This window comes from Octadecabacter algicola (assembly GCF_021532625.1).
In the GTDB taxonomy this organism is placed as follows: domain Bacteria; phylum Pseudomonadota; class Alphaproteobacteria; order Rhodobacterales; family Rhodobacteraceae; genus Octadecabacter; species Octadecabacter algicola.
Genome location: NZ_JAKGAR010000001.1, coordinates 526,533 through 549,895 on the forward strand (window position 1 = coordinate 526,533; position 23,363 = coordinate 549,895).

The 23,363-nt window shown below is 53.4% G+C and carries 20 protein-coding genes and 1 tRNA gene; 7 read left to right on the forward strand and 14 right to left on the reverse strand.

Annotated elements, in window-relative coordinates; translation table 11 throughout:
• Positions 1-47: 47 nt before the first annotated feature.
• Both L0666_RS02545 and L0666_RS02550 read left to right on the forward strand, forming a co-directional pair.
• Positions 48-638, forward strand: coding sequence for an HNH endonuclease (locus L0666_RS02545; RefSeq protein WP_235258043.1), 591 nt, complete (start codon positions 48-50; stop codon positions 636-638).
• A gap of 490 nt (positions 639-1,128) precedes the next feature.
• The gene (locus L0666_RS02550; protein ID WP_235258045.1) at positions 1,129-2,643 is read left to right on the forward strand and encodes a DUF4153 domain-containing protein; all 1,515 of its coding nucleotides are present in this window, start codon (positions 1,129-1,131) and stop codon (positions 2,641-2,643) included.
• A gap of 85 nt (positions 2,644-2,728) precedes the next feature.
• On the opposite strand, the gene L0666_RS02555 is transcribed toward L0666_RS02550, so the two are convergent.
• From L0666_RS02555 to L0666_RS17340, 7 genes are all read right to left on the reverse strand, one after another.
• Positions 2,729-3,499, reverse strand: a complete 771-nt coding sequence (locus tag L0666_RS02555; RefSeq protein ID WP_235258053.1) for a hypothetical protein — start codon at positions 3,497-3,499, stop codon at positions 2,729-2,731.
• A 139-nt stretch (positions 3,500-3,638) separates the two neighbouring features.
• On the reverse strand, positions 3,639-4,571 hold the full coding sequence (locus L0666_RS02560) for an RDD family protein (RefSeq protein ID WP_235258061.1): 933 nt from the start codon (positions 4,569-4,571) through the stop codon (positions 3,639-3,641).
• Positions 4,568-5,569 carry a stage II sporulation protein M gene (locus L0666_RS02565; RefSeq protein ID WP_235258063.1) on the reverse strand — a complete coding sequence of 334 codons (1,002 nt, stop codon included), beginning with the start codon at positions 5,567-5,569 and terminating at the stop codon, positions 4,568-4,570. Before L0666_RS02565 ends, L0666_RS02560 begins: the two co-directional genes overlap by 4 nt.
• The gene (locus L0666_RS02570) at positions 5,569-6,780 is read right to left on the reverse strand and encodes a DUF58 domain-containing protein (protein WP_235258065.1); all 1,212 of its coding nucleotides are present in this window, start codon (positions 6,778-6,780) and stop codon (positions 5,569-5,571) included. Before L0666_RS02570 ends, L0666_RS02565 begins: the two co-directional genes overlap by 1 nt.
• Positions 6,781-6,863: 83 nt before the next feature.
• Complete coding sequence (locus L0666_RS02575; RefSeq protein ID WP_235258067.1) at positions 6,864-7,820, reverse strand: AAA family ATPase; 957 nt, start codon at positions 7,818-7,820, stop codon at positions 6,864-6,866.
• Positions 7,810-9,120, reverse strand: a complete 1,311-nt coding sequence (locus tag L0666_RS02580) for a hypothetical protein (RefSeq protein ID WP_235258069.1) — start codon at positions 9,118-9,120, stop codon at positions 7,810-7,812. The genes L0666_RS02575 and L0666_RS02580 overlap by 11 nt, the downstream gene beginning before the upstream one ends.
• The gene (locus L0666_RS17340) at positions 9,117-9,770 is read right to left on the reverse strand and encodes a DUF4129 domain-containing protein (protein WP_235258071.1); all 654 of its coding nucleotides are present in this window, start codon (positions 9,768-9,770) and stop codon (positions 9,117-9,119) included. The genes L0666_RS02580 and L0666_RS17340 overlap by 4 nt, the downstream gene beginning before the upstream one ends.
• 564 nt (positions 9,771-10,334) lie before the next feature.
• Between L0666_RS17340 and zwf the strand changes: the two genes are divergently transcribed.
• From zwf to L0666_RS02605, 4 genes are all read left to right on the forward strand, one after another.
• Positions 10,335-11,789: a glucose-6-phosphate dehydrogenase gene (zwf, locus tag L0666_RS02590; RefSeq protein ID WP_235258073.1), complete on the forward strand. Its 1,455-nt coding sequence runs from the start codon at positions 10,335-10,337 to the stop codon at positions 11,787-11,789.
• A gap of 3 nt (positions 11,790-11,792) precedes the next feature.
• Positions 11,793-12,467: a 6-phosphogluconolactonase gene (gene pgl / locus L0666_RS02595; RefSeq protein ID WP_235258082.1), complete on the forward strand. Its 675-nt coding sequence runs from the start codon at positions 11,793-11,795 to the stop codon at positions 12,465-12,467.
• Between the two features lie 9 nt (positions 12,468-12,476).
• Positions 12,477-14,093 carry a glucose-6-phosphate isomerase gene (gene pgi / locus L0666_RS02600; protein ID WP_235258084.1) on the forward strand — a complete coding sequence of 539 codons (1,617 nt, stop codon included), beginning with the start codon at positions 12,477-12,479 and terminating at the stop codon, positions 14,091-14,093.
• A 243-nt stretch (positions 14,094-14,336) separates the two neighbouring features.
• Complete coding sequence (locus tag L0666_RS02605; RefSeq protein ID WP_235258086.1) at positions 14,337-16,001, forward strand: calcium-binding protein; 1,665 nt, start codon at positions 14,337-14,339, stop codon at positions 15,999-16,001.
• Here L0666_RS02605 and L0666_RS02610 read toward each other — a convergent pair.
• From L0666_RS02610 to L0666_RS02640, 7 genes are all read right to left on the reverse strand, one after another.
• A complete protein-coding gene (locus L0666_RS02610; protein WP_235258094.1) occupies positions 15,998-16,468 on the reverse strand; it encodes an acyl-CoA thioesterase in 471 nt (156 codons plus the stop codon). The genes L0666_RS02605 and L0666_RS02610 overlap by 4 nt on opposite strands.
• Entirely contained in the window at positions 16,465-16,815 is a 351-nt protein-coding gene (locus tag L0666_RS02615; RefSeq protein ID WP_235258096.1) for a RidA family protein, read from the reverse strand. The genes L0666_RS02610 and L0666_RS02615 overlap by 4 nt, the downstream gene beginning before the upstream one ends.
• Positions 16,816-16,842: 27 nt before the next feature.
• Positions 16,843-16,916 (reverse strand) — tRNA-Gly (locus L0666_RS02620).
• A gap of 68 nt (positions 16,917-16,984) precedes the next feature.
• Complete coding sequence (locus tag L0666_RS02625; protein ID WP_235258098.1) at positions 16,985-17,476, reverse strand: hypothetical protein; 492 nt, start codon at positions 17,474-17,476, stop codon at positions 16,985-16,987.
• Positions 17,477-17,498: 22 nt separating this feature from the next.
• The gene (locus L0666_RS02630; RefSeq protein ID WP_235258106.1) at positions 17,499-19,544 is read right to left on the reverse strand and encodes an ASKHA domain-containing protein; all 2,046 of its coding nucleotides are present in this window, start codon (positions 19,542-19,544) and stop codon (positions 17,499-17,501) included.
• Between the two features lie 100 nt (positions 19,545-19,644).
• A complete protein-coding gene (gene speB / locus L0666_RS02635) occupies positions 19,645-20,598 on the reverse strand; it encodes an agmatinase (RefSeq protein ID WP_235258116.1) in 954 nt (317 codons plus the stop codon).
• Between the two features lie 31 nt (positions 20,599-20,629).
• On the reverse strand, positions 20,630-21,694 hold the full coding sequence (locus tag L0666_RS02640) for a calcium-binding protein (protein WP_235258118.1): 1,065 nt from the start codon (positions 21,692-21,694) through the stop codon (positions 20,630-20,632).
• A 210-nt stretch (positions 21,695-21,904) separates the two neighbouring features.
• On the opposite strand from L0666_RS02640, the gene guaB reads away from it, so the two are divergent.
• Positions 21,905-23,353, forward strand: a complete 1,449-nt coding sequence (gene guaB, locus L0666_RS02645; RefSeq protein WP_235258129.1) for an IMP dehydrogenase — start codon at positions 21,905-21,907, stop codon at positions 23,351-23,353.
• The last annotated feature ends 10 nt before the right edge of the window (positions 23,354-23,363 follow it).

Genomic DNA, 23,363 nt, shown 5'->3' on the forward strand with positions numbered 1-23,363 from the left:
GGTGCTTTGAGATGGCAAACAGGGTGGGTACGGTTTTGCAAAATGGAATGACCAATACGAGCGAATTTCGAACAGACTTTGTACGCCAACCTGCGGGGCTGAAACAGCATCCCGCTTTGGTATTGAACGCTGACTACCGTCCACTGTCATACTACCCGTTGTCCCTGTGGCCGTGGCAAGAAGCCGTAAAGGCTGCGTGGCTTGAACGGGTTGATATTATTGCTGAATATGATGTGGTCGCGCGGTCTCCGTCGATGGATATTCGGCTCCCATCTGTTGTTGTGCTGAAAGATTTCGTTAAGCCTCAGCAGCGCGTTGCCTTTACGCGGTTCAATCTGTTTCTTCGCGATGAATTTTCATGCCAATACTGTGGGACGTCCGGCGATCTGACCTTTGATCATGTGGTGCCACGTGCTGCGGGAGGGCGGACGTCCTGGGAAAATGTTGTTGCCGCTTGTTCGCCGTGCAATTTGCGTAAGGGATCGATGTCGTTGCGACGCTCGGGCATGTCTCTGCGAAAACCTCCTCGTCAGCCTGCATCTGAACAACTCAGAAACATTGGGCGCAAATTCCCGCCCAACCACTTGCATGAATCTTGGATGGATTTCCTGTATTGGGATGCAGAATTGGACGCTTAGGTTGGGAAGACTTTTTTGTCGGCGATTACCGATGCGGCCTAACAACCACTGATCACGGCGACGACCATAACGCTGGCCGTCATATTTCAGGTGACCTTGCTTACCAAGACTTATGCGATAGCTAGTTTTAATATGGACCTAGATCTTCGGAGTGAGGGCTAAAGCTTGGTGTGGCTCAAGCGAGGCTAATTCAGTCTTTCGTTTGGTATTAGTCGCAGTTCGATAGTGCCCCCGACAAGACAGTCGAGCCGTTGTACATCATAGTGTTGGATCGCCGGCTCCAACTTCGTCATGCATCTTTGAAAGTAGGTATTGACGTATACGCCGTGCATGCGTCCTCACGGGCCATTCGAGTCTAAATCAGGAATTGTGGAGCCGAGCACCTTCATTAGCAGGTCGATGTGATGAATGCTCTTCATCTGCACATTTCGTAAACCTAGGCTGCGCACCGATTACTTATGCCGTTCTTCAAACGGTATAGGAGATTGAAATGACCAAAACTTTGTCGGGGCCGAACGTACCACAGACGGCCACGGAAATTGAAGGGCACGAAACCAACCGCGTTAATCCACCAATCGACACACAAAACCCGTGTAGGAGCAATTTTGACGTCAGTGGTATCTTCGGCTTCGTTCTTCTCGTTGCGTTCGCGGATTTCTTGTTCTGGGGATACAAGCCTGGTGCGACATTGGGGCTTTTCGCGATAGCGGTATTTATGGCCGCCGCTGTCCGTCACGGATCTCTTGATGGTTTGGCGAAACCTGCATTGTTAATGGGCTTCTCCACACTTCCGGTTTTGGAGCACGTTCAGGCGTTGTCGGTTAGCATCCTCCTTATTGGGGGAGTATGTTCTTTGGCGTGGCTGAGTGTCGGTCAAAAAGACGCGCCGGAATGGATCGCTGCGGCAGTGCTAAAGCTGATTGCGTTCATCCCGTTGGCCGGACTGAACGCGAGCATTGCATCGGTCCAAAGGTTGCGTGCTATGTGGAACACAAATGCCCATTCTGCAGCCAGTGGCTCAACCATATTTTGGCGGAATTGGTCGCTACCTCTCGGGGGGACTTTGGTCCTTGGATCGCTTTTGTTAAATGCAAATCCTGTTTTGGAACGGTTTGTCCTGCAACTGTTTCAGTTCGATCTGGACCTTGTAAAAACGATCCAGAGAATACTGTTGTGGAGTGGCGTCGGCCTGGTGGTTTGGCCTTTGTTAAACGCGCCAAAACCGAGTGCGCCAAGGTCTATTGCACTACCGATAACTGGCCATCAATTTGGCCTGAATGGGGGATCGGTTCTGCGCGCGCTGATCGTCTTCAATGGGTTTCTCACGATCCAAACCACGCTGGACTTTTCCATTCTTCTTGGGAACGCGTCGCTTCCTGAAGGGATGAGCTATGCGACCTATGCACATCGTGGTGCGTATCCTTTGATGGTAACCGCCATATTGGCCGGAGGGTTCGCAATCGCGGCGCATCCGTTTCTTAAGGAACATGCAGCACTAAGGCCGCTGTTGATCCTGTGGGTTGGTCAGAATGTGATATTAACGTCTACAGCGGCGATGCGGCTCAATCTCTATATTGCGGAATACGGCCTTACTTATCTGAGGACCTATGCCCTGATCTGGATGGCACTTATCGCAATTGGACTGACTACTGTGTTGTGGCACGTTTTCCGTGAACGGGCCGCAACAGTTTTGGTCCTGAGATTGATGGCGTTAGGGATCGGGGCGCTATACTTTTGCGCCTTTGTTAACTTCGCTGGGATCATTGCAACTGACGCACTGAAACGCGCTGGCAACGCCGAGGGTGCTGTTTCAGTGGATTGGGAATACCTGTGCGACCTTGGTCAAACAGCGGCCAATGCGATCGCGAAAGGATTGGCTGCGAATCCATTGATCGTTGCGCCGACCGATTTGCAATCTTGTCTGGGGCAGGGAGGCGGTCCATCCAATTGGCGCGAACTAGATTTTCGATCTGCGCGCATGCAAGGTGACTTGTGGGATGAGTAGATGACAAGTTTAGCCAAACGTTAATGCGGTAACGCGAATGTGGGTTCTTGGGCAGACCGATTGTAGGGCTGCCCAAGAAAGCTACTTAGTCGAAGACGGACGCGATTTGGTCAACGTCGACACCTTCTTTGATTTCACGCAGACGCGCATAAACCAAGGCGACAACAATGCCACCGAACGCATAGGATAACCCGTTGATCATTGCCAAACCGATGCCCGCAAAAATCGGCCCGCCGATGCTGGCCAAAATCGCAACAACAAATCCTGCAACAAAGGTCAATGCGATCGAAACGACCCCAACCAGAATGAACAAGCCAACGATTGGCCAGCGGTACTCTTTCGTCAGTTCGGCACTGCGGCCCATGGACCCAAAACCGCCTCGCTCAATGACTGCAACGGGTGCCATCACGTAAAAAACGGCATAGACCCAAAGCGCACCGATGATCAGCGCAATAGCCCCGGCCATTGATAGAATACCGATCGCAACGCTAAGAACGACGATTGGAACAATCGCTGGCAAAGCCGAGCTAAAATACTCACCGATACTACTGCTTCGCCCGAGTTTAGCATCATAGGCCAATTGAATAAGCAACGCAGTTACCAGACCATAAACCACCATGTTGATCACAATGGATATGATTGTGGGGAGAACAGACGCGGTCGAGCCGGTTAGATCGGTACCGGTTGCTGCGCCAAAGCCTAAGAACAGGAAGTTGACGATGAAGCCAAGGAATGCCCCAATAAACCCGAGGATGAAGACCTTGAAGAAATTCCCAAACATGATGGAAAAACTGGAAGAAATAATATCTCCAACACCGAGTGGCATATTCGGTGGTTGAGTGCTTGTTTCTGTCATCGCGACCATTCCCTTGTTATTAATATTGCGCGTTCCGTTGGCGTTTTGTTCGCGCCAAGGTTGAGTGTCACTCGACATCAAGGCGAGTTTGGTTTCAAGGCAGTTTCGTCCGAAATATTCGTGTGTGTCTTAACGTCCACTATTCCGGTTCATCCGTGTTTGAAAAATGCTTGTCACTCCGCCGATCCCCAAACAGCTGTCGTTGTTCAAGGTAGGCGCGTTGCGCGTTATAAAAGGCCCGCAAGAATGCCTGATGTTCGGCTTTCGGAATTGCGTCGGCATAGCCGATTTTCTTACGAATACGCTGTACGATCGCAGACAGGGTTTCCTTGTTTCTGCGATGATTTTGCGGCGTTGCTCCTTGTTTTTGGGCGCGCAGAAAGCTCTCGAGGGTTTGGAGTTCAAAGCGCCCATAATGGTCGAGCTGGTGGGACAGGAAAGTGAATTCAGGACGCCCTGCAACCGCTGGTTTTGAACCTTCACGTGCGAGATCTGACAACAAGATTGGTTCTGGTAAATGCACCACATGGGTCCCAGCTAGCATATCCCCCAACCGCATCCTGTATGGATTGGTAAGCGGAATAGTAAATGCCATAACGACCCACAGAAAACTAATCGCCGACGCGATACTCGTATCCTGCTGAAGTGTCAGAACCAAGGTGCCCGGCAAGAAGACTTCGGCTTCTTTCATGATGTTTCGCATCACAAGTGAATGGGTGGTCAGCGGCCCGCCGGTGTGTGAGATGACCTTGATTTTCATCAAGCGTTTGCCAATCGTTTGGCCGTTCCAAGCGATTTCACACAAGATGTAATACGGAATACGGATGATAAAAAATAAGAGAGCTCCTAGAGGCACAAGCGTTGACGGCGCCGTCAAACCGCTAATCCCTAGAAAGACCAAAATCGCAATTGCGAAGCCCAAAGTAATCAAAATATCTGTGATCTGTGCGGTCAGCCGCACGCCAACGCCAGCAATTTCCAAAGACAAAGGCACGCCCTCGGGCGGCATGATGAGTGCTGCGGCCGCGTGACGTTCGGCGCGACGTTTGCGGCGGTTTTCTAGCCTGCTCATATTTTGGTCCGTCCGCCAAGGGTGAACCATGCCAACCACAAAAGCCCGATGCCCCAACCGATAATATAACGAGACGTTCTATCCTGAACCAATTGGCGCGCGAACCCTTCCAGCAGAGCGGCCACGACAAGCATAACCGCAGCCACGATGGCCAGCTTAACGGCATCCTTACCGGCCAAGCGCAGAGCCTCTTTTCGGCTGTTTTGACCGGGGAATAGGACGGCTGTTCCGAGCTGTATTCCGCCGCCACAGGCGATGCAGATCGCAGACAATTCCGTCACACCGTGGATTGATAACCATCCGCCCAAATCCCAGCCCAAGCCGCGTTCCACATGAAGCGCGTAGAACACGCCCATGATCAATCCGTTGTAGAACGTCAAAAGCACAGCCGGCAGGCACGCGAAGACACCAAGACCGAAGACAAAAATAGCAATGCGCGTATTGTGAGAAAACAGGAAGGTCGCAAACCCGCCCAAACCCGAGATGCCTGGATCAATGTTGTATATGACACCCCGAAGATATTCAGTTGAGGCCTCAGGTCCTCGCCCGTCACTTAGTTCCGACGGCATGAAGACGTGAAACCAATCTGCGCTCTCAAAATAGAGCAGATACCCAACCAAGGCGCCCAAACCCATGCACAGAAAACCAAGAGCGATGTAGCCAGCAGAACGACGCATTGCCTGTGGGGCGCTTCGCGCAAAGAATCTTTGGAAGACCCCACCCAATCGTTCTTGCGGGGCGTAAACACACAGATAGGCGCGCGCGGCCAATGCTTCGAGATAGGCCAACAGTGCTTTATCGAGCGAAATTTCACGGGCGATAGCTAAAGATGTGGTTGCTTGGCGGTACAGTGCAGCAAGGTCGCGCGCTTCGGAAAACTCGAGAGATTGTGCCCCGCGTCTCTCGGCCTTGTTGACCAACATCTCAAGCCGTACCCAGTCGGCCTCGCGTTCGTGACGAAACCGTGCAGAGCGGATGAGGGTTGCTGAACTGGTCATCAAATAAGCTCCCGGTCTTTGATGTCGAGATAGGTTGCAACCAAACGCGCCGTCACCTGAGATGGTTTGGCATCGATCACGGTCACGCCAAGTCGATTGAGGCGTTCAAGTACAAGGCGCCGTTCAGAGATCGATTGGTTGGCCGCGACCAATGTCGCAACTTGCGACAAATCATCTGAGGCATTGTCCAGCACACCTTCAACCTCGGGATCGCGGATCGCGATGAAAATGATCAGGTGCCGCTTCGCAAGAATAGCGATGTTTTCGACCATGAGTTCGGCAGAAGTTGTATCAACGAAGTCTGTAAAAATGACGATCAGGCTGCGTTTGGGGGTGCGTGCGTTTAGTTCGGTAAGGGCCAGCGTATGGTTACTCTCGCGGCTGACGTAATCCAATTCAGCCGCCCAACTGCGCAGTCGTACAAACGCGGCGCGCCCGGGTTCAGGTTTAGCAAATGAACGTGGACGGACATCATATGCGAAATGGCCAACCAAATCACCACCCAGCGCAGCCGACCAAGCAAGGGCAAGCGCGGCTGTCACAGCATGGTCAATCTTTGGCAGGCCGCCGATTTCTTCGCGCATCAGAAAGCCGTTGTCGATGGCGAGGATCACGTGGTGATTGCGTTCGGCCCGCAATTCTTTGGCCACAAGCGATCGCTTTCGCGCCGAGCGTTTCCAGTCGATTGATTTGACGTCCATTCCGGGCACGAAATCACGTAGCTGATGGAATTCGGACCCATCCCCAATCGCGCGGTTTTCCTTAGATCCGAACAATGTGCTCAGCACTGTTGTCGTCAGCGCACCCGATTGCACCGCTCGGATATTTGGAACGACGCGAACTTCTGCGCCGAGCTTGAGTTTGGGGACAAATTCGAACATCCCCAATCGCGAAGTCCAAAACAACCAGATGTGACCCAAAGGCCAGATGCCACGGCGCGTTGCCCGCACTGGAACGACAACCTGCGCCTGTCCGGTGGAAATCGGGGCAAATGCAGCTTCGCTCGGGCCATCGAGCCCTTCTGGCCAATCAAACCGCGCTAATTGTCCCGCACGATTGGCATCGTCAGTGATCGTAAGGTCGAATGTGTCGCCAATGAACACTTCTACGGGAATGTGATGGTGCAAAGGAGGGGCCTGACGCGTCGAGATAATCAAATCTACGGCAGCGGCGGCCACAAGAATGACCCAAGGCAACAGGGCCACGTCCATCCATACAGGGCTCAGAGCGGACCCAAGTACTGTGAGGACAAGAAGCCCTAAGGCGATCGCCAAGAATTTGCGGGATGGGCGTATCAGCGGGGAGCCTCAATTTGATTGAGGATATTTTCAAGCACTTTGTCTGAGGACTGCCCTTCGATTTCGGCGGCAGGGCCGAGAACGACGCGGTGGCGCAGGGCAGGGCCGAACAATTTTTTCACATCATCAGGAATTGCAAAGTCACGCCCACTAAGAGCCGCAGTTGCGCGCGTGGCCAGAGCCACCGCATCCGCAGCGCGGGTCGAAGCCCCAAATGCAATATCAGACGTTTCGCGCGTAGCCCGGACCAACCGCAGGATATAGGCTAAGATGTTATCATCCAGAATAATGCCATCAATCACGGCTCGTGCCTCTGCCAAAGCGTCCGCATCCAAAACTGGTACGACATCGTCGGTGACATTTGCTGCATATACCGGTTTGGCCGCGTGTTGCTTTAGAATGGACATCTCGATGTCTTCAGGCGGAAAATCCAAGATTACCTTAAACAAGAACCTGTCCAATTGCGCTTCGGGTAAGGGATACGTGCCTTGTTGTTCGATCGGGTTTTGAGTGGCGAGAACAATGAAATTCTCACCCAAACTGTGATCGACGCCGTCAATAGACACGGTCTGTTCGTTCATCGCCTGCAACAAGGCGGCCTGTGTCTTTGGTGGGGCGCGGTTAATTTCATCTGCCAACAAAACCTCGCTGAACACAGGGCCTTTTGTCAGAATGAAGTCATTGGTCTGGAAATTGAAAATCGACGTGCCCAGAACATCGCCCGGCATCAGGTCCGGAGTGAACTGAACACGACCAAAATCTAGCGACAACGACGCAGCAAAACTGCGCGCCAAAAGTGTTTTAGCAGTGCCGGGCGGCCCTTCCAAAAGCACATGCCCCCGAGCAAACAAGGCGATGATCAACATATCGACCACTTCATCTTGTCCCAAGACCGTTTTGCCGATTTCGGCGCGCAATTTGTCAGCCTGTGCGCGCAATGTTTCAAGTGTCATGGGTGATGTGCTCCAATATGGTGTCAAGGCTTGCGGCGGCCGCCATCGCCTGCGCCGCGGATGCGTTTTGTGGTAAACTGCTGATTGTATTGAGGGCCTCGGTCAAGGCCATTGCATATCTGGGATGGCGTCGTTGGGCGTAGGCCAGAAACGCCTCGGGTTTCGAAATCTGGTTTCCGTGGGCAGCGCCCACCAGCTCGGATGCTGTAGCGGCCAGTCGGGCTTTGCTGTATTCAACAACCAACGCCCCATCGCGCCCCGCTAGCCGCATTAACCGCGCTCGGGCGCCAATGGCTTTCATTTTGCTTGCGCCCAACCTGTCTTTGGTAGGGAGCAGCGGGCCAAAGCGGAGTGCGGCTCGCCACAAGATCAAGACCACTGCAATCAGCAAACCTGCCCACATCAGAGTAAATGGCGGCGAGAAAAACCGTTTTAGATCCGCCCATGTTCTTTCGCGCTGCAGGCCTTCGGAGTCACGCGTTAGCCAATCGTCGCGACTATAATCGATAATGACTTGCTGGGTGCCGACCGTCTGGGCAACAAAATCGCGGATAATAAACGCATTATCCCCCTGTAAGAGGCCGTGATTATTGATCAAGTCGGGATCCGATAGAACAAAGACTTTGGTGCCGTTCATTAATGCACACGACCCAAGGATCATCGCGGAGTGCGTACCAACAATCGGAGCACACCCCTGCGCCGCAAAGGTCTGGGCGGAGTAGATAACGGCTGTTCGAGCGGATTGAGATCCCGTTTCAAACGTGAATTCCGAAAAAGCCTTTGGTGCATAGTCGAGGTGGGCGCCGCCCTCGAACGGGAGGTCATTGAGAGTGTCTTCAACGCGTGTACGGTTAATCAACAAGATTGGATGGGCAAGTCCAGTCAAACGCATCCCGCTTCGCCATTTTGGCAAGATTATCAACGTTGGTACTTCGTTGATCTTTGCCAAGATGGGACCAAGGCGCAAATCGTATTCGTCTTGTTGGGCGATCAGCTCCTCTTCGGAGCGTGGCAATGTCCGTAGATTTGCAAGGTCTGTGTCATAAAAGGGCAGCATTAGCAGTCCGATATCGTCTGCGTTTAACGGCCATCCACCCGTAAAGCTACGTACGGTTTGGTCATCCGATGACAACCAAATCTGAAGCCCATCCAAACCTGTCGGGGAACTGCGTAACCGTTGTTGCTGTTGTGAAGAAACATAAAGCAACGCACCCACGATCATAGCGGCCAATACGCCAAGGATGATCTTATCGGCACCAAATCGTTGCTGCTCACGTTGTGTGTGGTCAAGCTGGCTCATGTCGCATGGCCAGTCCAAAGCGGCCGCAAGCGCGCCACGTGTTCATTGAATTCGTCTTCAGACACGTCCCGACCGCCAAACTGAACCCTCTCGCTCGCGTGAACCAACGCCTGCAGAGCATCCCGGTTCGAAAGGTTTTTCGGAACACGACTGAGTGTGTCCCTGTCCGTCCAGCTGTCTTGGAGCAGAACCCCTTCGGCTGACATTAGCCGCGCCAAAAGACTTTTACATAGGGCTACAAGCGCTAGCCGGCGATCTGCCATGCGCAAAATTGCGTCGATTTGCAGTGGCGCGCGTCCCTTCGCTGGCGTGCCACTTGGTGTCGTGCTTCCCTGTTTGTTGCCCTCTTCTGGATTGCGTGCAAACGACGCGGGCAACCGGCCTCCAAAAACAATAAAAAGATAAACGACACCGAACAAAACCAGCATTGCGGTCAACAGGGCGAATACTCTGCCCCATTGAAAAGTCGTTGCAATGCCTTGGTTATTCACCTCGACCCTTGAATCTTGTTCCACAGTTTGGCGCGTTTCTATCGGCGGGGGAGGCTGAGTTGGATCAAAGAAGACGACGTCGTTCGTGATACGCCGAAACCGTATTTCTTTCGCGTAAGCTTCACCTGAACTTTGCAGTTCTTGTGGATCGAGTTCCACATGCTGTGCAAATGCAGTTTGAGCTTGTCCAAAGACCAGTAAAACACAAAAAATATAAGGTCTTAATAACATATCGTTATGTTAGACAGTGGGTCGAAATCTTGCAACTGGAAGGTGCACGAGTATTCTGAATTAATCTTAGGTTCTTTAACAATAACATTGCCTTGGGGTGAGCGGTGTTACCCCGCCATTTGTGAAAGCGACTAGGATACGTTCTGTTCGCTTTCAGACCGGCCGGGTCAATATAGATCGACAATAAATACCAACGGTGAAAACCGGAAAATGGCAGGGTTGGTAGTCAAGTCCTTTGGTTTATCAGAATATATTCTTTCGAATATTTTGATGTTAATACAGTGGTTCAACGAACTTGGGACGGGTCGCGTATGATTGAGTAAGTTATGCGTCCTGAAGCGGTTCGGTCGACGACATTGCGACAGGCATAGAAGCCTAGCGGAAAATACAAATTTTTCGAGCGTGTTTGCGTGCTAGACTTGCTAAAACTTTGCCGATATTGAAGCGGCGTTAGCGCTAACTGCGCATTGGTTCATAGAAGGGTCCCAAAAAATGGTCTCACGCGTGATTCCGGTCGAAGAATTCGACCTTGTAATTTTTGGCGGTACCGGTGACTTGGCCCGTCGTAAGATTTTACCTGGCCTGTACCGTCGTTTTCTTTCAGGACAAATGCCAGAAGGGTCGCGCATTATTGGTGCGGCGCGGGCGGATATTGACAGTGACGGGTATCGTCAGATGATCCGTGACGCGATCGCGGAATTCGGCGGCGAAGAGAAGTCTGATGCAGATGGCATCGAGAAATTCGTCGCTCAGCTCCACTACATTCCTGTTGATGCTAAGGGTGAGCAGGGCTGGAAAGAGTTACATGACTTGATCCGATTTGAATTGGTCAATGCGTTCTATTTCTCTGTCGCACCAAGCCTGTTTGGCGATCTTGCTGAACGGCTCCACTTGCACAAGATTGCTGATAGCAGCAGCCGCGTGGTTGTTGAAAAACCGTTTGGGCGGGATCTGGAAACAGCGAAGGCGCTTAATTCTACGCTGGCCAAACATTTCGACGAAAAACAGATTTACCGGATCGACCATTATCTGGGCAAAGAAACTGTGCAGAACCTGATGGCCGTGCGGTTTGGCAATATGTTGTTCGAACCCTTGTGGAATAACCACTACGTGGATCACATCCAGATCACCGTCGCCGAAACCGTTGGCGTTGGCGGGCGCGGGGCCTATTACGACACATCGGGCGCGATGCGTGATATGGTACAGAACCACCTGATGCAGCTGTTGTGTTTAATCGCAATGGAAGCCCCCGCCGAGTTTGGCGCGGATGCGGTTCGTGATGAAAAACTGAAGGTTATCCGCGCGTTGCAGGACATCGACCCGCACCACATCGTACGCGGCCAATATGATGCAGATGGTGATGAACCAAGCTACCGTGAAGATGCAGAGAACCTTAAATCCCACACGGAGAGCTTCGTTGCGCTGCGGTGTGAAATCGCCAACTGGCGTTGGGCAGGTGTGCCGTTCTATCTGCGCACCGGCAAAAAACTGAAGGCCCGCACCTCAGAGATTGCAGTGGTGTTCAAAGATATCGGTCATTCGATCTTTCCAGGTGATGAAAAACGTCATCGCAATATTCTGTCCATTCAGCTGCAGCCGAATGAAGGCATTCAGTTGCAAGTGACGATCAAGGAACCCGGCCCAGGTGGGATGCGTTTGATTGATGTTCCATTGGACATGACATTCGCTGAAGCCCTAGGACCAGACGCAGAAGATTCAACTGACGCTTATGAACGCCTGATTATGGATGTCATTCGTGGCAACCAGACGCTGTTTATGCGTGGTGATGAAGTTGAGGCTGCGTGGGAATGGACAGACCCGATCATCAATGGCTGGAAAGCCCGCAATGACGTGCCAAAACACTACGATGCCGGGTCAGCCGGACCGGAAGACGCAATGATGTTGATGCATCGAGAAGGTCGCCGCTGGCGCGAGATTAAGGGGTAAGACATGGAACTCATTGAATATCCCGACGCGGAAATGATGATGATGGACCTCGGCAATAGACTTGCCGGTGAGCTTGAAGGATGCCTCCTGAACCATGACCGCGCGTCTTTTGCGGTCCCCGGTGGCACAACGCCGGGGCCGGTGTTTGATGTGCTTTGTGGCGCCAAACATATCGATTGGGCTCGGGTCGACGTGATGTTGACCGATGAGCGACGTGTACCAGAGGACCACGAACGCTCTAACACGCGTCTTATCAAGAACCGCCTGTTGGTAGAGGCCGCGGCGGCAGCGAATTACGTTAATTACATCCCTGCGGATGATGCCACTAAGGCTGATTTGGCCGAGATGTCAGGCAAAATCGCCACGCATCTTCCCGTGTCTGTGATGTTGCTCGGTATGGGCGCGGACATGCACACGGCAAGCATTTTCCCGAACTCGGCTGATATTGATACGGCCCTTGGGACTGATTTGAATTTGGCGTTTGTGCAACCACCCGATGGGCTTGAACCAAGGGTTACGTTGTCTGGCAAAGTGTTGCGGGACGCGATGTCCTGCCATGTTGTCATTATCGGTGCGGAAAAACGTGCCGCTTTAGAGCAAGCTCGAAAATTGAAACCCGTTGATGCGCCGATTGCCAGTGTTTTAGCGAATGCGACCGTCCACTGGGCTGAAAGCTAGGAGAACACCATGACACCTGAAATGACAGCGGCTTGGGCTGCGCTACATGAGCACCATTCAGGTGTTGCGGATCGCCGGTTTGAAACTTTGTTTGATGTGGCGCGCGCGGATACATTCAGCGCGAGCACCGAAGATTTCGTTTTGGATTATGCTAAAACCAACTTAGACGCCGAGGGGGTGGATTTGTTGTTGGAGTTGGCAAAAGTTTCCAACCTAACTGAGCGCCGTGATGCGATGTTCAGTGGCCAACCGATCAATGAAACCGAAGGGCGCGCAGTATTGCACACGGCATTGCGCAACATTGATGGGGATCCGGTATTGGTTGACGGTCAAGACGTCATGCCAGAGGTACGCACGACGCTGGCGGCAATGGAGAAATTCTCCAACGCTGTGCGGGACGGGTCATTTCAGGGGCAGGGTGGCAAGATCACGGATGTCGTTAATATCGGCATTGGCGGGTCTGACCTTGGCCCCGCAATGGCTGTTCTCGCGCTGGCGCCGTATCACGAGGGCCCGACCTGCCATTTCGTATCTAACGTGGACCCAGAAGACATCCGTCAGGTACTTGGCAAATGTGATCCAGCTACCACGCTGGTGATTGTCGCCTCTAAGACATTTACGACCATCGAAACGATGACCAATGCGCGCACCGCCAAAGCGTGGATGAGCGAAAGTGTTAGCGATCCGGCAGCGCAGTTTGCGGCCCTTAGTACGTCTGACGAAAAGACCGCGGCTTTTGGTATCGCCGCCGAACGGGTGTTCGGATTTGAAGATTGGGTTGGCGGGCGCTACTCCATGTGGGGACCGATCGGGTTGTCCGTGATGATAGCGATCGGCGTTCAGGGTTTCCGTGCATTCTTGAATGGTGGCGCACAGATGGATCGCCATTTTCAAGCTGCTGAAGGCGCACAGAACGTGCCGCTGATGTTGGCGTTGGTTGGCATTTGGCACAACCAGATTTGTGGATACACCACGCGTGCTGTTCTTCCTTATGATAATAATCTCAGCCGCTTACCGGCCTATCTTCAACAATTAGAGATGGAGAGTAACGGCAAGGGCGTGTCCATGGACGGCGAGGATCTGACGATCAATTCTGGCCCCGTGGTTTGGGGCGAACCCGGAACCAATGGGCAGCACGCGTTTTATCAGCTGATCCACCAAGGCACGCGGGTCATTCCATGTGAATTCTTAGTTGCGGCGACGGGGCACTCCGAAGAGCTACATCATCAGCACCAACTTCTTGTGGCCAATTGCCTCGCGCAATCCGAAGCCCTGATGAAAGGCCGTGACCTTGAAGAGGCTCGCGGCAAAGTTGCCGACAAGTTTGAAGGCGCTGAACTTGAACGCCAAGCGAAACATCGTGTGTTCCCCGGTAATCGTCCGTCTGTGACGCTTGCCTATCCCAAACTGACACCGTTCAAACTGGGCCAGATTATCGCGCTTTATGAACACCGTGTGTTCGTCGAAGGCGTGATCCTCGGCATCAACTCCTACGATCAATGGGGTGTGGAACTTGGCAAAGAGCTTGCCACCGCTTTGCAGCCCATTGTTGAAGGCGCGGATGCGTCCGGCAAAGATGGGTCGACTGCGGCTTTGGTTGGATACCTACGGCGACAAGGTCTCTAACTTCCCTCGGACATTGGTACATTTCTTTGCAACGCATTCGATCTTGCGCTGCGAATGGGTGTGCCTGCGTCGCATATTATGTCACACATCTTAGGACTCTAGATTTGCAGGTCACTCGATTTGGAGTGCTGCACCACTTTCTTGAGTGTAACGGGACTTGCTTTATGGGCCCGTCTGCGTGATCCTTCGCCAAAAAAAGATGAACGCCATATGGTGTCGCATATAAATTGAGGAACCGATAACATGACCACCTACTTCGTAACCACAGATGTCACTACCACCTTCATAGACCTTGAGTTAAGCGATCAGCTCATGATCACGTCGAGCGGATCGATAGTAACGCAGAACGATATCGGCGTTTTTACCGATGAAATGGTGTACGATCTAAGCATTACGGTTTTGGGAGATATCTTTTCTCAGAATAATGCGATCCTTCTTGGCGGGACTGTCGGGGGCTCATATATAACGACGTCTCAAGCGAGTAACACCGTTCTCATTGGCGAGGATGCGACGATCGCGTCCGCCAATGATTTCGATGAAGCCGTAAGCTTTTATGGACTATCAAATACCATTACAAACCATGGGTCCATTTACTCAAATATCGAGGGTATTACGTTTCAAGGAAGCGGTTCCGTGGTCAAAAACACGGGTTTGATTAGCGGTGTTGAAGGTGCTGGAATCTCATTTTCATTACAGACGGACGTTGGCCTGTTCTCGAACGAAGTTACCAATTCAGGGACGATTACTGGAGAGGAAGGCATTGTAGGGTTCGATAATTTTGGATCGGATATCTTTAATGACGGAAGCATCATCGGTCACGATGGGTATGGAATCCGGCTTAATGCGAGTGGCTCGTCCTCAGAAGAGGTTATTATCGAAAACACGGGCCTAATCCGGGGCACCTCTGGTGCGATCTATAGCGCCGGCGATGCGACTATGGTTTCCAACTCTGGGGATATTCTCGGGACTGTCTTCCTCTCTAACCAAAACGATGCCGTGACGAATAGCGGGAGCATTGTAGGTAATGTCCTTTTGAGCACTGGTGACGATACATATGTTCAACTGGCCGGGACCCTAGAAGGCGATATTTATGCTGGGTCCGGAAGCGACAAGATCGTTATTCGTGGCGGCGGATTTGACGGCTTTATCGATGGCGGGAACGATGACGACACTTTTGTCGTGCATGTTGCTGATGTCGAGGTAGACGGTGGTTCTGGCTACGATCAGATTTTCGCTTCGGCTGACGTGGTGGCGCTGGCTGACGTTGAATATATCGGCCTTATGGGCGCGTCAGACGCTTCGGCTACAGGCGATAGCGGCGACAACACAATCGTTGGCAGCTTAGGCGGAAACGTTATCCAAGGTCTTGAAGGCGAAGATTTGATACTCGGGAATGGCGGCAACGATGAAATTTACGCTGGCGCCGATATTGACCGTGTACGCGGTGGTGAAGGTGATGACGTGATCAACGGCGGCGCGGGCAACGACGTCCTACTAAGTGATGGCGGCGATGATGCGCTCTTTGGTGATGCCGGAAACGATATCATGCGTGGTGGCAGTGGCGACGATTATTTGACTGGCGGACAAGGAGCTGACGTCATGGACGGCGGTACCGGTGCTGACGTGTTCGTTTTTGACGATATGAGCGAAGTCGGCATAAACACGACGACAGCGGATCGGATCAAAGGGTTCACAGCGGGCGAGGACAGGATCGATGTGTCTGCCATTGAATTTTCATTCCGAGGCACAAGCGCGTTCACGTCAAGCGGCAATGCTGAGATCCGCTATTTCGTTAACGCCGCCGGACATGCAGTGATTAACCTTGATGACAACGGAGACGGCTCAACGGATGGCTACATCCTTGCGCTGAACACATCAGCACTGACGGCGGATGATTTCCTGCTTTAAGCCTGAACCGCACCATCGCGGGTCATAAGAGCATCTCTAAGCGCGTCCGGAAGGGCGCGCTTGGTGTTGTCAAAATTCAAGAGCACGGCCACGCAGGTGCCTGTGGTGGTGATCTGACCTTCCACAAATGTAGCGTATTCCATTGTAAAACTCGTGTTTCGCAGTGCCACGGTCCGGGTCACGTTGATGTAGCTGGCACCGCGTTTTACTTCAGCTTTGTAATCTAACCCTACTGATTTTACGACAAATTTCGGCTTGTCGCCCGCGAGGTTATAGATGTCATAGTGATCAAGATAATGAACACGTAGGGTTTCATACCAACGCAGGTAGGCCACGTTATTAACGTGGTTTAATGCATCGATTTCGCCAAACCTTACGCGGTCGGCCATACCAAAGGCCCACGGCGCAGGGACACCTGCATCGCGGAGTTCAGTCGGACCGAGCGGCGTAAGGTAAGGTGTCGTCATACGGCAGCTGTCACGATGATTTCGACGCGATATCCTGGGGTTGCGAGCTTGGCTTCACCAGTCCAACGGGCGGGCGCGCAGCCTTCGGCAACCCATGCATCCCATACAGCGTTCATGTCAGCAAATTCCGTGGCCATGTCAGCGCACCAGATTTGGGCGGTGATCAATTTGGTTTTGTCGGTACCTGCCTTGGCAAGCAACACGTCAATCTTTTCGAGGATTGCAGTGGTTTGTTCAGCCACTGTGCCGCCTTCAGCGCCGACCTGGCCGGCAAGATAGGCAATGCCGTTGTGAATAACGGCTTGGCTCATGCGAGGGCCGGAATCGATACGTGTGAGGTTTGTCATGTGTGGTCTCCGTTGGTGCTGAGAAACTGGAGCGGGTAACGGGAATTGAACCCGTAACTAAAGCTTGGGAAGCTGCCGTGATACCTTTTCACCATACCCGCTGCGGGGATTTGGATACGCGGGCCGTGGTGCCGCGTCAATCTGGAACGCGGCACCACGGCGAAAATTTTCAGCGTCTTTGCAAGATCACGTCGAGCGCTGTCAGCGTCGATGAGCGGGTGAATATAACTTGCGCACCAATGTTGTTGGATCCGTTGGTAAAGATGACGACGTTACCGTCGCTTCCGGCGTCACGATAACCCGCGTCGGCCAGAACGGAGCGAAGAGCGGCTGTCGCGTCAGTTCCGTTGGGCGCAAGGTTCCAAGTCATTCGGCAGCGCCCATTGGCGTCGTTTACTGTAAGGAACAGGTTGGCCGCATCATAGGTGTCGCGGCCCAACGTGGATCGTGGCCCCGTAAATCCGGCCTGTGCAAGGATGTTTGTGTCGAGCGAACCGCCTTGGGCGTATGGTATACAGGCCCGCACGCCGGGTTTGATCTGTTGTTGCACAACACGAGCCGCGCTTTCCCCATCGACCGCTGGGGCCGTCGCGGACGGTGGAAGATTACAGCCAGCTAAGGCAAAGAGGCAGGCAGCCAAAAGGGGCGTTGTCTTAAACATAATTAAATCTTCTCTGTTTTGGTTACGTGGCGCGTCGACGTCGTCTACGACCGCCATCTTCGCCGCTACCTTGCGTGTTGAACAGGGCATCTGGCAAAGGCGCGATAGAGCGCAGAATGGTGAACGGATCCGTTGCATGCGGGATCGCGTTGGCGTTGACAAAGTGTTCTTGGAACTTCGGTTCAATAGCGGTTTCGACCTTGGTAATTTCGCGGACAGTTTTTTCGATTGAGGCGCGGGCTTCAACCGAGCAAAGCGCCATGCGGGCACCCGTGCCAGCGGCGTTTCCTGCGGACGTGACTTTGTCGAGCGCTACATCTGGGATCATACCCAGCACCATCGCGTGCTTAGGTGAGATATGCGCGCCAAATGCCCCTGCGAGCACAACACGTTCAACCGTGTCGGTTCCCATTTCGTCCATCAAAAGCCGCGCGCCAGCATAAAGCGCGGATTTTGCAAGTTGGATCGCACGGATATCGGTCTGAGTGACAGTAATGAGAGGGCCACCATCGGCTGTGCCGTCATAAATCACGTAGGAATGGGTGCGCCCTTCGGTGATGCAGCGCGGGGTGCCTGTTTGTTCGGGAGATCCGATCAATCCCTTGGCGTCCAGCAGTCCCGCCATGCGCATTTCGGCAACGGCTTCGATGATGCCGGACCCACAGATACCGGTGACGCCGGTTGTCGCGATAGCGGCGTCAAACCCGTCCTCGTCAGACCATGTGTCAGAGCCGATGACCTGAAAACGAGGGTCTTTTGTCGCTGGATCAATCTCGATGCGTTCGATGGCACCGGGGGCGGCGCGTTGACCACTTGAGATTTGCGCGCCCTCAAAGGCGGGGCCGGTGGGTGAGGAGCAGGCCAACGTTTGAGTTGTATTGCCCAGCAGGATTTCGGCGTTGGTCCCAACGTCCACAACAAGGGTGAGTTCCTCTTGCTCACCGGGGGCCTCGGATAAGGCGACTGCGGCGGCATCTGCGCCAACGTGGCCCGCGATACACGGTAGGATAAACACGCGCGCGGCGGGGTTCATACAAGTGAGGTCAAGATCGGCCACGTGAAGGGACAGCGACTTGCTGGTAGCCAGTGCGAAAGGTGCTTGGCCGAGCTCAACAGGATCAATGCCAAGCAGCAGATGGTGCATCACAGGGTTGCACACAAACACGGCTTCCATGATCTGGCTGGGCTGAATTTCAGCTTCCGCAGACAATGTGTCGGTCAATGCGTTGAGCGCTGTGCGGACAGCGGTGGTCATTTCCACATCACCACCGGGGTTCATCATGGAATAGCTAACCCGTGACATCAGGTCTTCGCCAAAACGGATTTGCGGATTCATGATGCCGCTGGACGCCACCACAGTGCCATTGCGCAAATCGGTCAAGTGGGCAGCAATGGTGGTTGAGCCGAGGTCGATCGCAAGCCCGTAAAGGCGGGTTTCGTCATAGCCGGGATAGATGTCTAGGATACGGTGTTCACTGTCTTGGTGGCCCTTGTGCAATACAACCGTCACTGCCCATTTGCCTTTGCGCAGGGTGGGTTGCAGTTTGCGAAGAACGGACATGCCTGCGGTGACATTTTCGATGTCCCATTGGTCCTTTAGTGCAGTCGCGAGGCGTTCAAGATCACCCGTGGGTGTGTGCATGTCGGGCTCATCAACCTCGACGTAGTAGGGGCGCACTGCGGGATCCATGATCATTTCGCGCGCGCTGGCGGCTTTGCGGACCACTTGGCGGTGTACTTGAGATTCTGGTGGTACATCGATGACGATATCGCCTTGCACGGTCGCTTGGCAGCCAAGGCGACGGCCATCAATCAATCCGCGTTTGTCTTTGTAGCGTTGTTCAACCGAATTCCATTCAGACAACGCGTCATCTGATGACGTCAGCCCGTGTTTTGGAAATTCGCCAAAGCTGGGTTGGATTTGGCATTTTGAACAAATCCCTCGCCCGCCGCAGACTGAATCCAGATCAACGCCCAGTTGGCGGGCGGCTGTTAGGATTGGTGTGCCTGTCGGGAAGTGTCCGCGTTTGCCCGATGGAGTAAAGACGACGAGGGGATCGGTGCTCATGAAAGGTAGTCCTGCCTTGTTTTGAGTATCTTATCTAGCGTGCGGTTAAGATACAGCCACTTCGCGCCGTCTTATTGTTCAGGAACGTCATGAGCTTGGTTCAGGCACCGCGTTCGTGAAAGATAAAGCCAAGCAAGTTCAGGAGCAGTTGTGCCGCTAGAATGCTGGTTGATCCTGTCGGGTCGTAGTCGGGCGCTACTTCAACAAGGTCGATACCAACGATGGTGTGGGTCTTGGCGACGTGCTGGAGCATTTCCAGAACTTCATAATAAAGAAACCCACCGTGGGACGGCGTTCCGGTGCCTGGTGCGATTGACGGGCAGAACGCGTCAATGTCGATCGTGATGTAAACCTTAGCGCCGTCTGGAATTCGGGCGATGGTTTGCACGGGGCCAAGGGCGCGTTGTTGGCGCACTGACAGGATGTCCGATCCCATTTTGCGCGCGTCTTCGTAGCCTTCTTTCGCTGTGGAACTGACATTGCGGATGCCGACTTGGGTCAGCCCTGTTACGTAAGACTTGTCAGCGGCACGGCGCATGGGGTTGCCGTGCCCGTTTCGCACGCCATGGCGTTCATCAACGAAATCGAGGTGGGCATCGATTTGAAGGATGTGGATGTCGCCTTGATCATCAAACGCATTGATACAAGGAATGTTAATCGAATGATCGCCACCAATGGTGACGGGGAGGGCGCCAGCGGCGAGGGCGGCACGTACACCTGTTTCGATGTTTGCATGGCTTTTGGTCGTGTCGGTGTGCACGATATCCGCATCACCCATATCAACGATGCGGACATCACCGCCCAGATAGGTCGCATCGTCTTCGTGATCGTAAGCACCCGCGTGACCGAACGAAAACAAGGTCGAGGCTTCGCGTACGGCACGTGGCCCGAACCGCGCGCCTGATCGATACTGGGTTCCAAAGTCAAAGGGTGCGCCCAAAACGGCGACGTCGGCTTCTATCGTGGACCAGTCAGCCACGTAGGGTCGTTTGCCAAAGGTTGCGATCCCAACAAAGGGGAGGTCGAGTCGTCCGCTGTCATATCCATGTGTCATAGTATGAGATTGGATGCTTTGCAGGGCAGGATCAAGCGATGCTGTCAGCCCATTGATAGATTCCCACAGTGTCGGCCCCGTCGATGAAATCGTCGACTGCAAAATCATCCAGTTCAACGTTGCGAATTACCAACCGCCAATCGCCATCCCGCACAACGACGTTGTTTCCAACTTGTGAGGCGTGGTCCGTGAAAAGTTCAAATGCATCTTCGGCAGTGTGGGTGGAATTACCTGTTGGGCTGAGCCACAGAAAATCGCTCCCCATCTCAAAATCGCCAATGACCTGTCGGGCTTCACTTGCTTGTTCAATGCCGCCAAAAATGAAGACGAACGCATCAGCGTCCGCACCGCCAAACAGGCGTGCCTCACCGCCAGTGCTGCGAATGACGTCGGTACCCGCGTCTCCGCGCAATAAGTCGTTATCGCCGTCAGTTCCCAGAACGTCATTTCCCGTGCCGCCAATCAGAACATCAAGGCCCGCGCCGCCGAACATGACATCGTTTCCATCCGCGCCAACCAAACGGTCATCGCCATCGTTTCCATTTAGGGTATCGTCACCAAGGCCGCCGTTCATAAGGTCCGCCTGTGAACCACCATAAGCGCGATCGTCACCAACTCCCAAGCGAAGTGTCATCGGGCCTGCATCGGCTTGAATGGTGACATAATCATTACCCGCACTGAAGAAGGCGTCTCTGCCGTTGCCACCCAACGTGACATGGTCTGAATATCGCGTGGTCACGAGGCTTTCAGTCCCGATTTCATCATGCAAGACAAGCCCTACTTGCCTTTCGACGTCGAGCTGCTGTGCCGCGAGGCCATAGACCAAAATGACTTGTGTATAGAGTTCTTCCATCGTTTGGGGCGTTGCAAAGACGTCGTCAATATCGACAGGGTTTAGGGTTGCTTGATATAGGAATCTGTCTTCCTGGCCCAAGTCCTCGAGAATTGGGCTGTAATCAATCCAAAGCTCGATACCATCTACTTCGCCTGAAACGAGATCGGTATTAGGGTCAGAAATCAGATTGGTCCCAAAGAGTTTGAAGATGACGGCGACGTTTATGTCGATGACATTCGTATACTCAATCTCGGTTTCCATTACGGCTCCAAATACTTGTTACGACACAAATGTATGTTGGGTTTTGCCCAAGGTAAACGGGCTGCAATGGGGAATGACTTATCTTTCTTGTCAGTTCTGAGGCGGAAAGTTCGCCGTTTGGGCTGTCATTCGTGCAAAATGCACCTTTCCCTATGGGCGTATCCGTGCGAAAGGACCATGCCTAACGACGCCATGCTCAGGAGAGATGTAATGGAGATTCGCGAGGCCCTCACGTTTGATGATGTATTGCTGGTTCCGGGGGCGTCGAGCGTCCTTCCGAGTACCGCAGATACCCGAACGCGCGTTACGCGCAGCATTGATTTGAATATCCCTTTGCTGAGCTCCGCAATGGATACGGTCACCGAAAGCCGGATGGCCATTGCCATGGCCCAAGCTGGCGGCATGGGCGTCATCCACAAGAACCTGAACGTCGAAGACCAAGCCCGCGAAGTTCGCCGTGTGAAACGGTTTGAAAGTGGGATCGTTTACAACCCTGTCACATTGCGCCCCGATCAAACCTTGGCAGAGGCCAAAGCCTTAGTCGCGCGCTATAACTTTACCGGCTTTCCGGTGGTTGATGCCCAAGGTCGTGTAGTAGGCATCGTAACCAATCGTGATATGCGGTTTGCGACGTCGGAGGATCAGCCGATTTCGACAATGATGACGAGCGATGACTTGGCTATTCTGCGTGAGCCGGCAGATCGCGATGAAGCGATTTCATTGATGAAATCCAAGCGCATCGAGAAACTTTTGATTACGGATGACAAGGGCGGATTGACGGGCCTATTGACCTTGAAGGATACCGAACAAGCCGTGTTGAACCCGACAGCCTGTAAAGACGGTTTGGGCCGGTTGCGCGTTGCGGCGGCGACTTCTGTTGGCGATAGCGGTTTTGAACGCACCGAGGCGTTGATTGACGCAGGTGTGGATATCGTCGTGATTGATACGGCGCACGGCCACTCTGAGGGTGTGATCGCCGCTGTTGAACGGGCCAAAAAGATTTCCAACGAGGTTCAGATCATTGCGGGTAACGTCGCAACAAGTGAAGCCACCAAAGCGCTCATTGGTGCAGGCGCCGACGCCGTCAAAGTTGGCATCGGGCCCGGATCTATTTGCACCACCCGTATGGTCGCGGGTGTGGGCGTGCCACAGCTCACCGCGATCGCTGATTGTGCAGCAGCGGCGGGCAATGTGCCTGTGATCGCAGACGGCGGGATCAAGTTCTCGGGCGACTTTGCCAAGGCAATCGCGGCGGGTGCGTCCTGTGCGATGGTTGGGTCTATGATTGCTGGAACGGATGAATCCCCAGGCGAAGTCATCTTGTATCAAGGCCGGAGCTTTAAATCCTACCGTGGTATGGGATCGCTCGGTGCGATGGCGCAGGGCTCTGCGGATCGGTACTTCCAGAAAGATGCCGCCAGCGACAAACTCGTTCCCGAAGGTATCGAGGGGCAGGTGGCCTATAAGGGGTCTGCGTCTGCGGTTGTGCACCAGATGGTTGGCGGTTTGCGGGCGGCGATGGGCTACACTGGCTGCGCGACAGTCGAAGAGATGCGCAAGAACTGTCAATTTGTGAAAATCACAGGCGCGGGGCTTAAAGAAAGCCATGTGCATGATGTGCAGATCACACGCGAGTCTCCGAATTATCGCGCCCAATAGGACGCTGGGA

What these genes read in the sequence shown, in the direction of transcription:
- L0666_RS02545 (WP_235258043.1), top strand. Translation starts at nt 48, where the DNA reads ATGACCAATACGAGCGAATTTCGAACAGACTTTGTACGCCAACCTGCG.
- L0666_RS02550 (WP_235258045.1), top strand. Translation starts at nt 1,129, where the DNA reads ATGACCAAAACTTTGTCGGGGCCGAACGTACCACAGACGGCCACGGAA.
- L0666_RS02555 (WP_235258053.1), bottom strand. Translation starts at nt 3,499, where the DNA reads ATGACAGAAACAAGCACTCAACCACCGAATATGCCACTCGGTGTTGGA.
- L0666_RS02560 (WP_235258061.1), bottom strand. Translation starts at nt 4,571, where the DNA reads ATGAGCAGGCTAGAAAACCGCCGCAAACGTCGCGCCGAACGTCACGCG.
- L0666_RS02565 (WP_235258063.1), bottom strand. Translation starts at nt 5,569, where the DNA reads ATGACCAGTTCAGCAACCCTCATCCGCTCTGCACGGTTTCGTCACGAA.
- L0666_RS02570 (WP_235258065.1), bottom strand. Translation starts at nt 6,780, where the DNA reads ATGGACGTGGCCCTGTTGCCTTGGGTCATTCTTGTGGCCGCCGCTGCC.
- L0666_RS02575 (WP_235258067.1), bottom strand. Translation starts at nt 7,820, where the DNA reads ATGACACTTGAAACATTGCGCGCACAGGCTGACAAATTGCGCGCCGAA.
- L0666_RS02580 (WP_235258069.1), bottom strand. Translation starts at nt 9,120, where the DNA reads ATGAGCCAGCTTGACCACACACAACGTGAGCAGCAACGATTTGGTGCC.
- zwf (WP_235258073.1), top strand. Translation starts at nt 10,335, where the DNA reads ATGGTCTCACGCGTGATTCCGGTCGAAGAATTCGACCTTGTAATTTTT.
- pgl (WP_235258082.1), top strand. Translation starts at nt 11,793, where the DNA reads ATGGAACTCATTGAATATCCCGACGCGGAAATGATGATGATGGACCTC.
- pgi (WP_235258084.1), top strand. Translation starts at nt 12,477, where the DNA reads ATGACACCTGAAATGACAGCGGCTTGGGCTGCGCTACATGAGCACCAT.
- L0666_RS02605 (WP_235258086.1), top strand. Translation starts at nt 14,337, where the DNA reads ATGACCACCTACTTCGTAACCACAGATGTCACTACCACCTTCATAGAC.
- L0666_RS02610 (WP_235258094.1), bottom strand. Translation starts at nt 16,468, where the DNA reads ATGACGACACCTTACCTTACGCCGCTCGGTCCGACTGAACTCCGCGAT.
- L0666_RS02615 (WP_235258096.1), bottom strand. Translation starts at nt 16,815, where the DNA reads ATGACAAACCTCACACGTATCGATTCCGGCCCTCGCATGAGCCAAGCC.
- L0666_RS02625 (WP_235258098.1), bottom strand. Translation starts at nt 17,476, where the DNA reads ATGTTTAAGACAACGCCCCTTTTGGCTGCCTGCCTCTTTGCCTTAGCT.
- L0666_RS02630 (WP_235258106.1), bottom strand. Translation starts at nt 19,544, where the DNA reads ATGAGCACCGATCCCCTCGTCGTCTTTACTCCATCGGGCAAACGCGGA.
- speB (WP_235258116.1), bottom strand. Translation starts at nt 20,598, where the DNA reads ATGACACATGGATATGACAGCGGACGACTCGACCTCCCCTTTGTTGGG.
- L0666_RS02640 (WP_235258118.1), bottom strand. Translation starts at nt 21,694, where the DNA reads ATGGAAACCGAGATTGAGTATACGAATGTCATCGACATAAACGTCGCC.
- guaB (WP_235258129.1), top strand. Translation starts at nt 21,905, where the DNA reads ATGGAGATTCGCGAGGCCCTCACGTTTGATGATGTATTGCTGGTTCCG.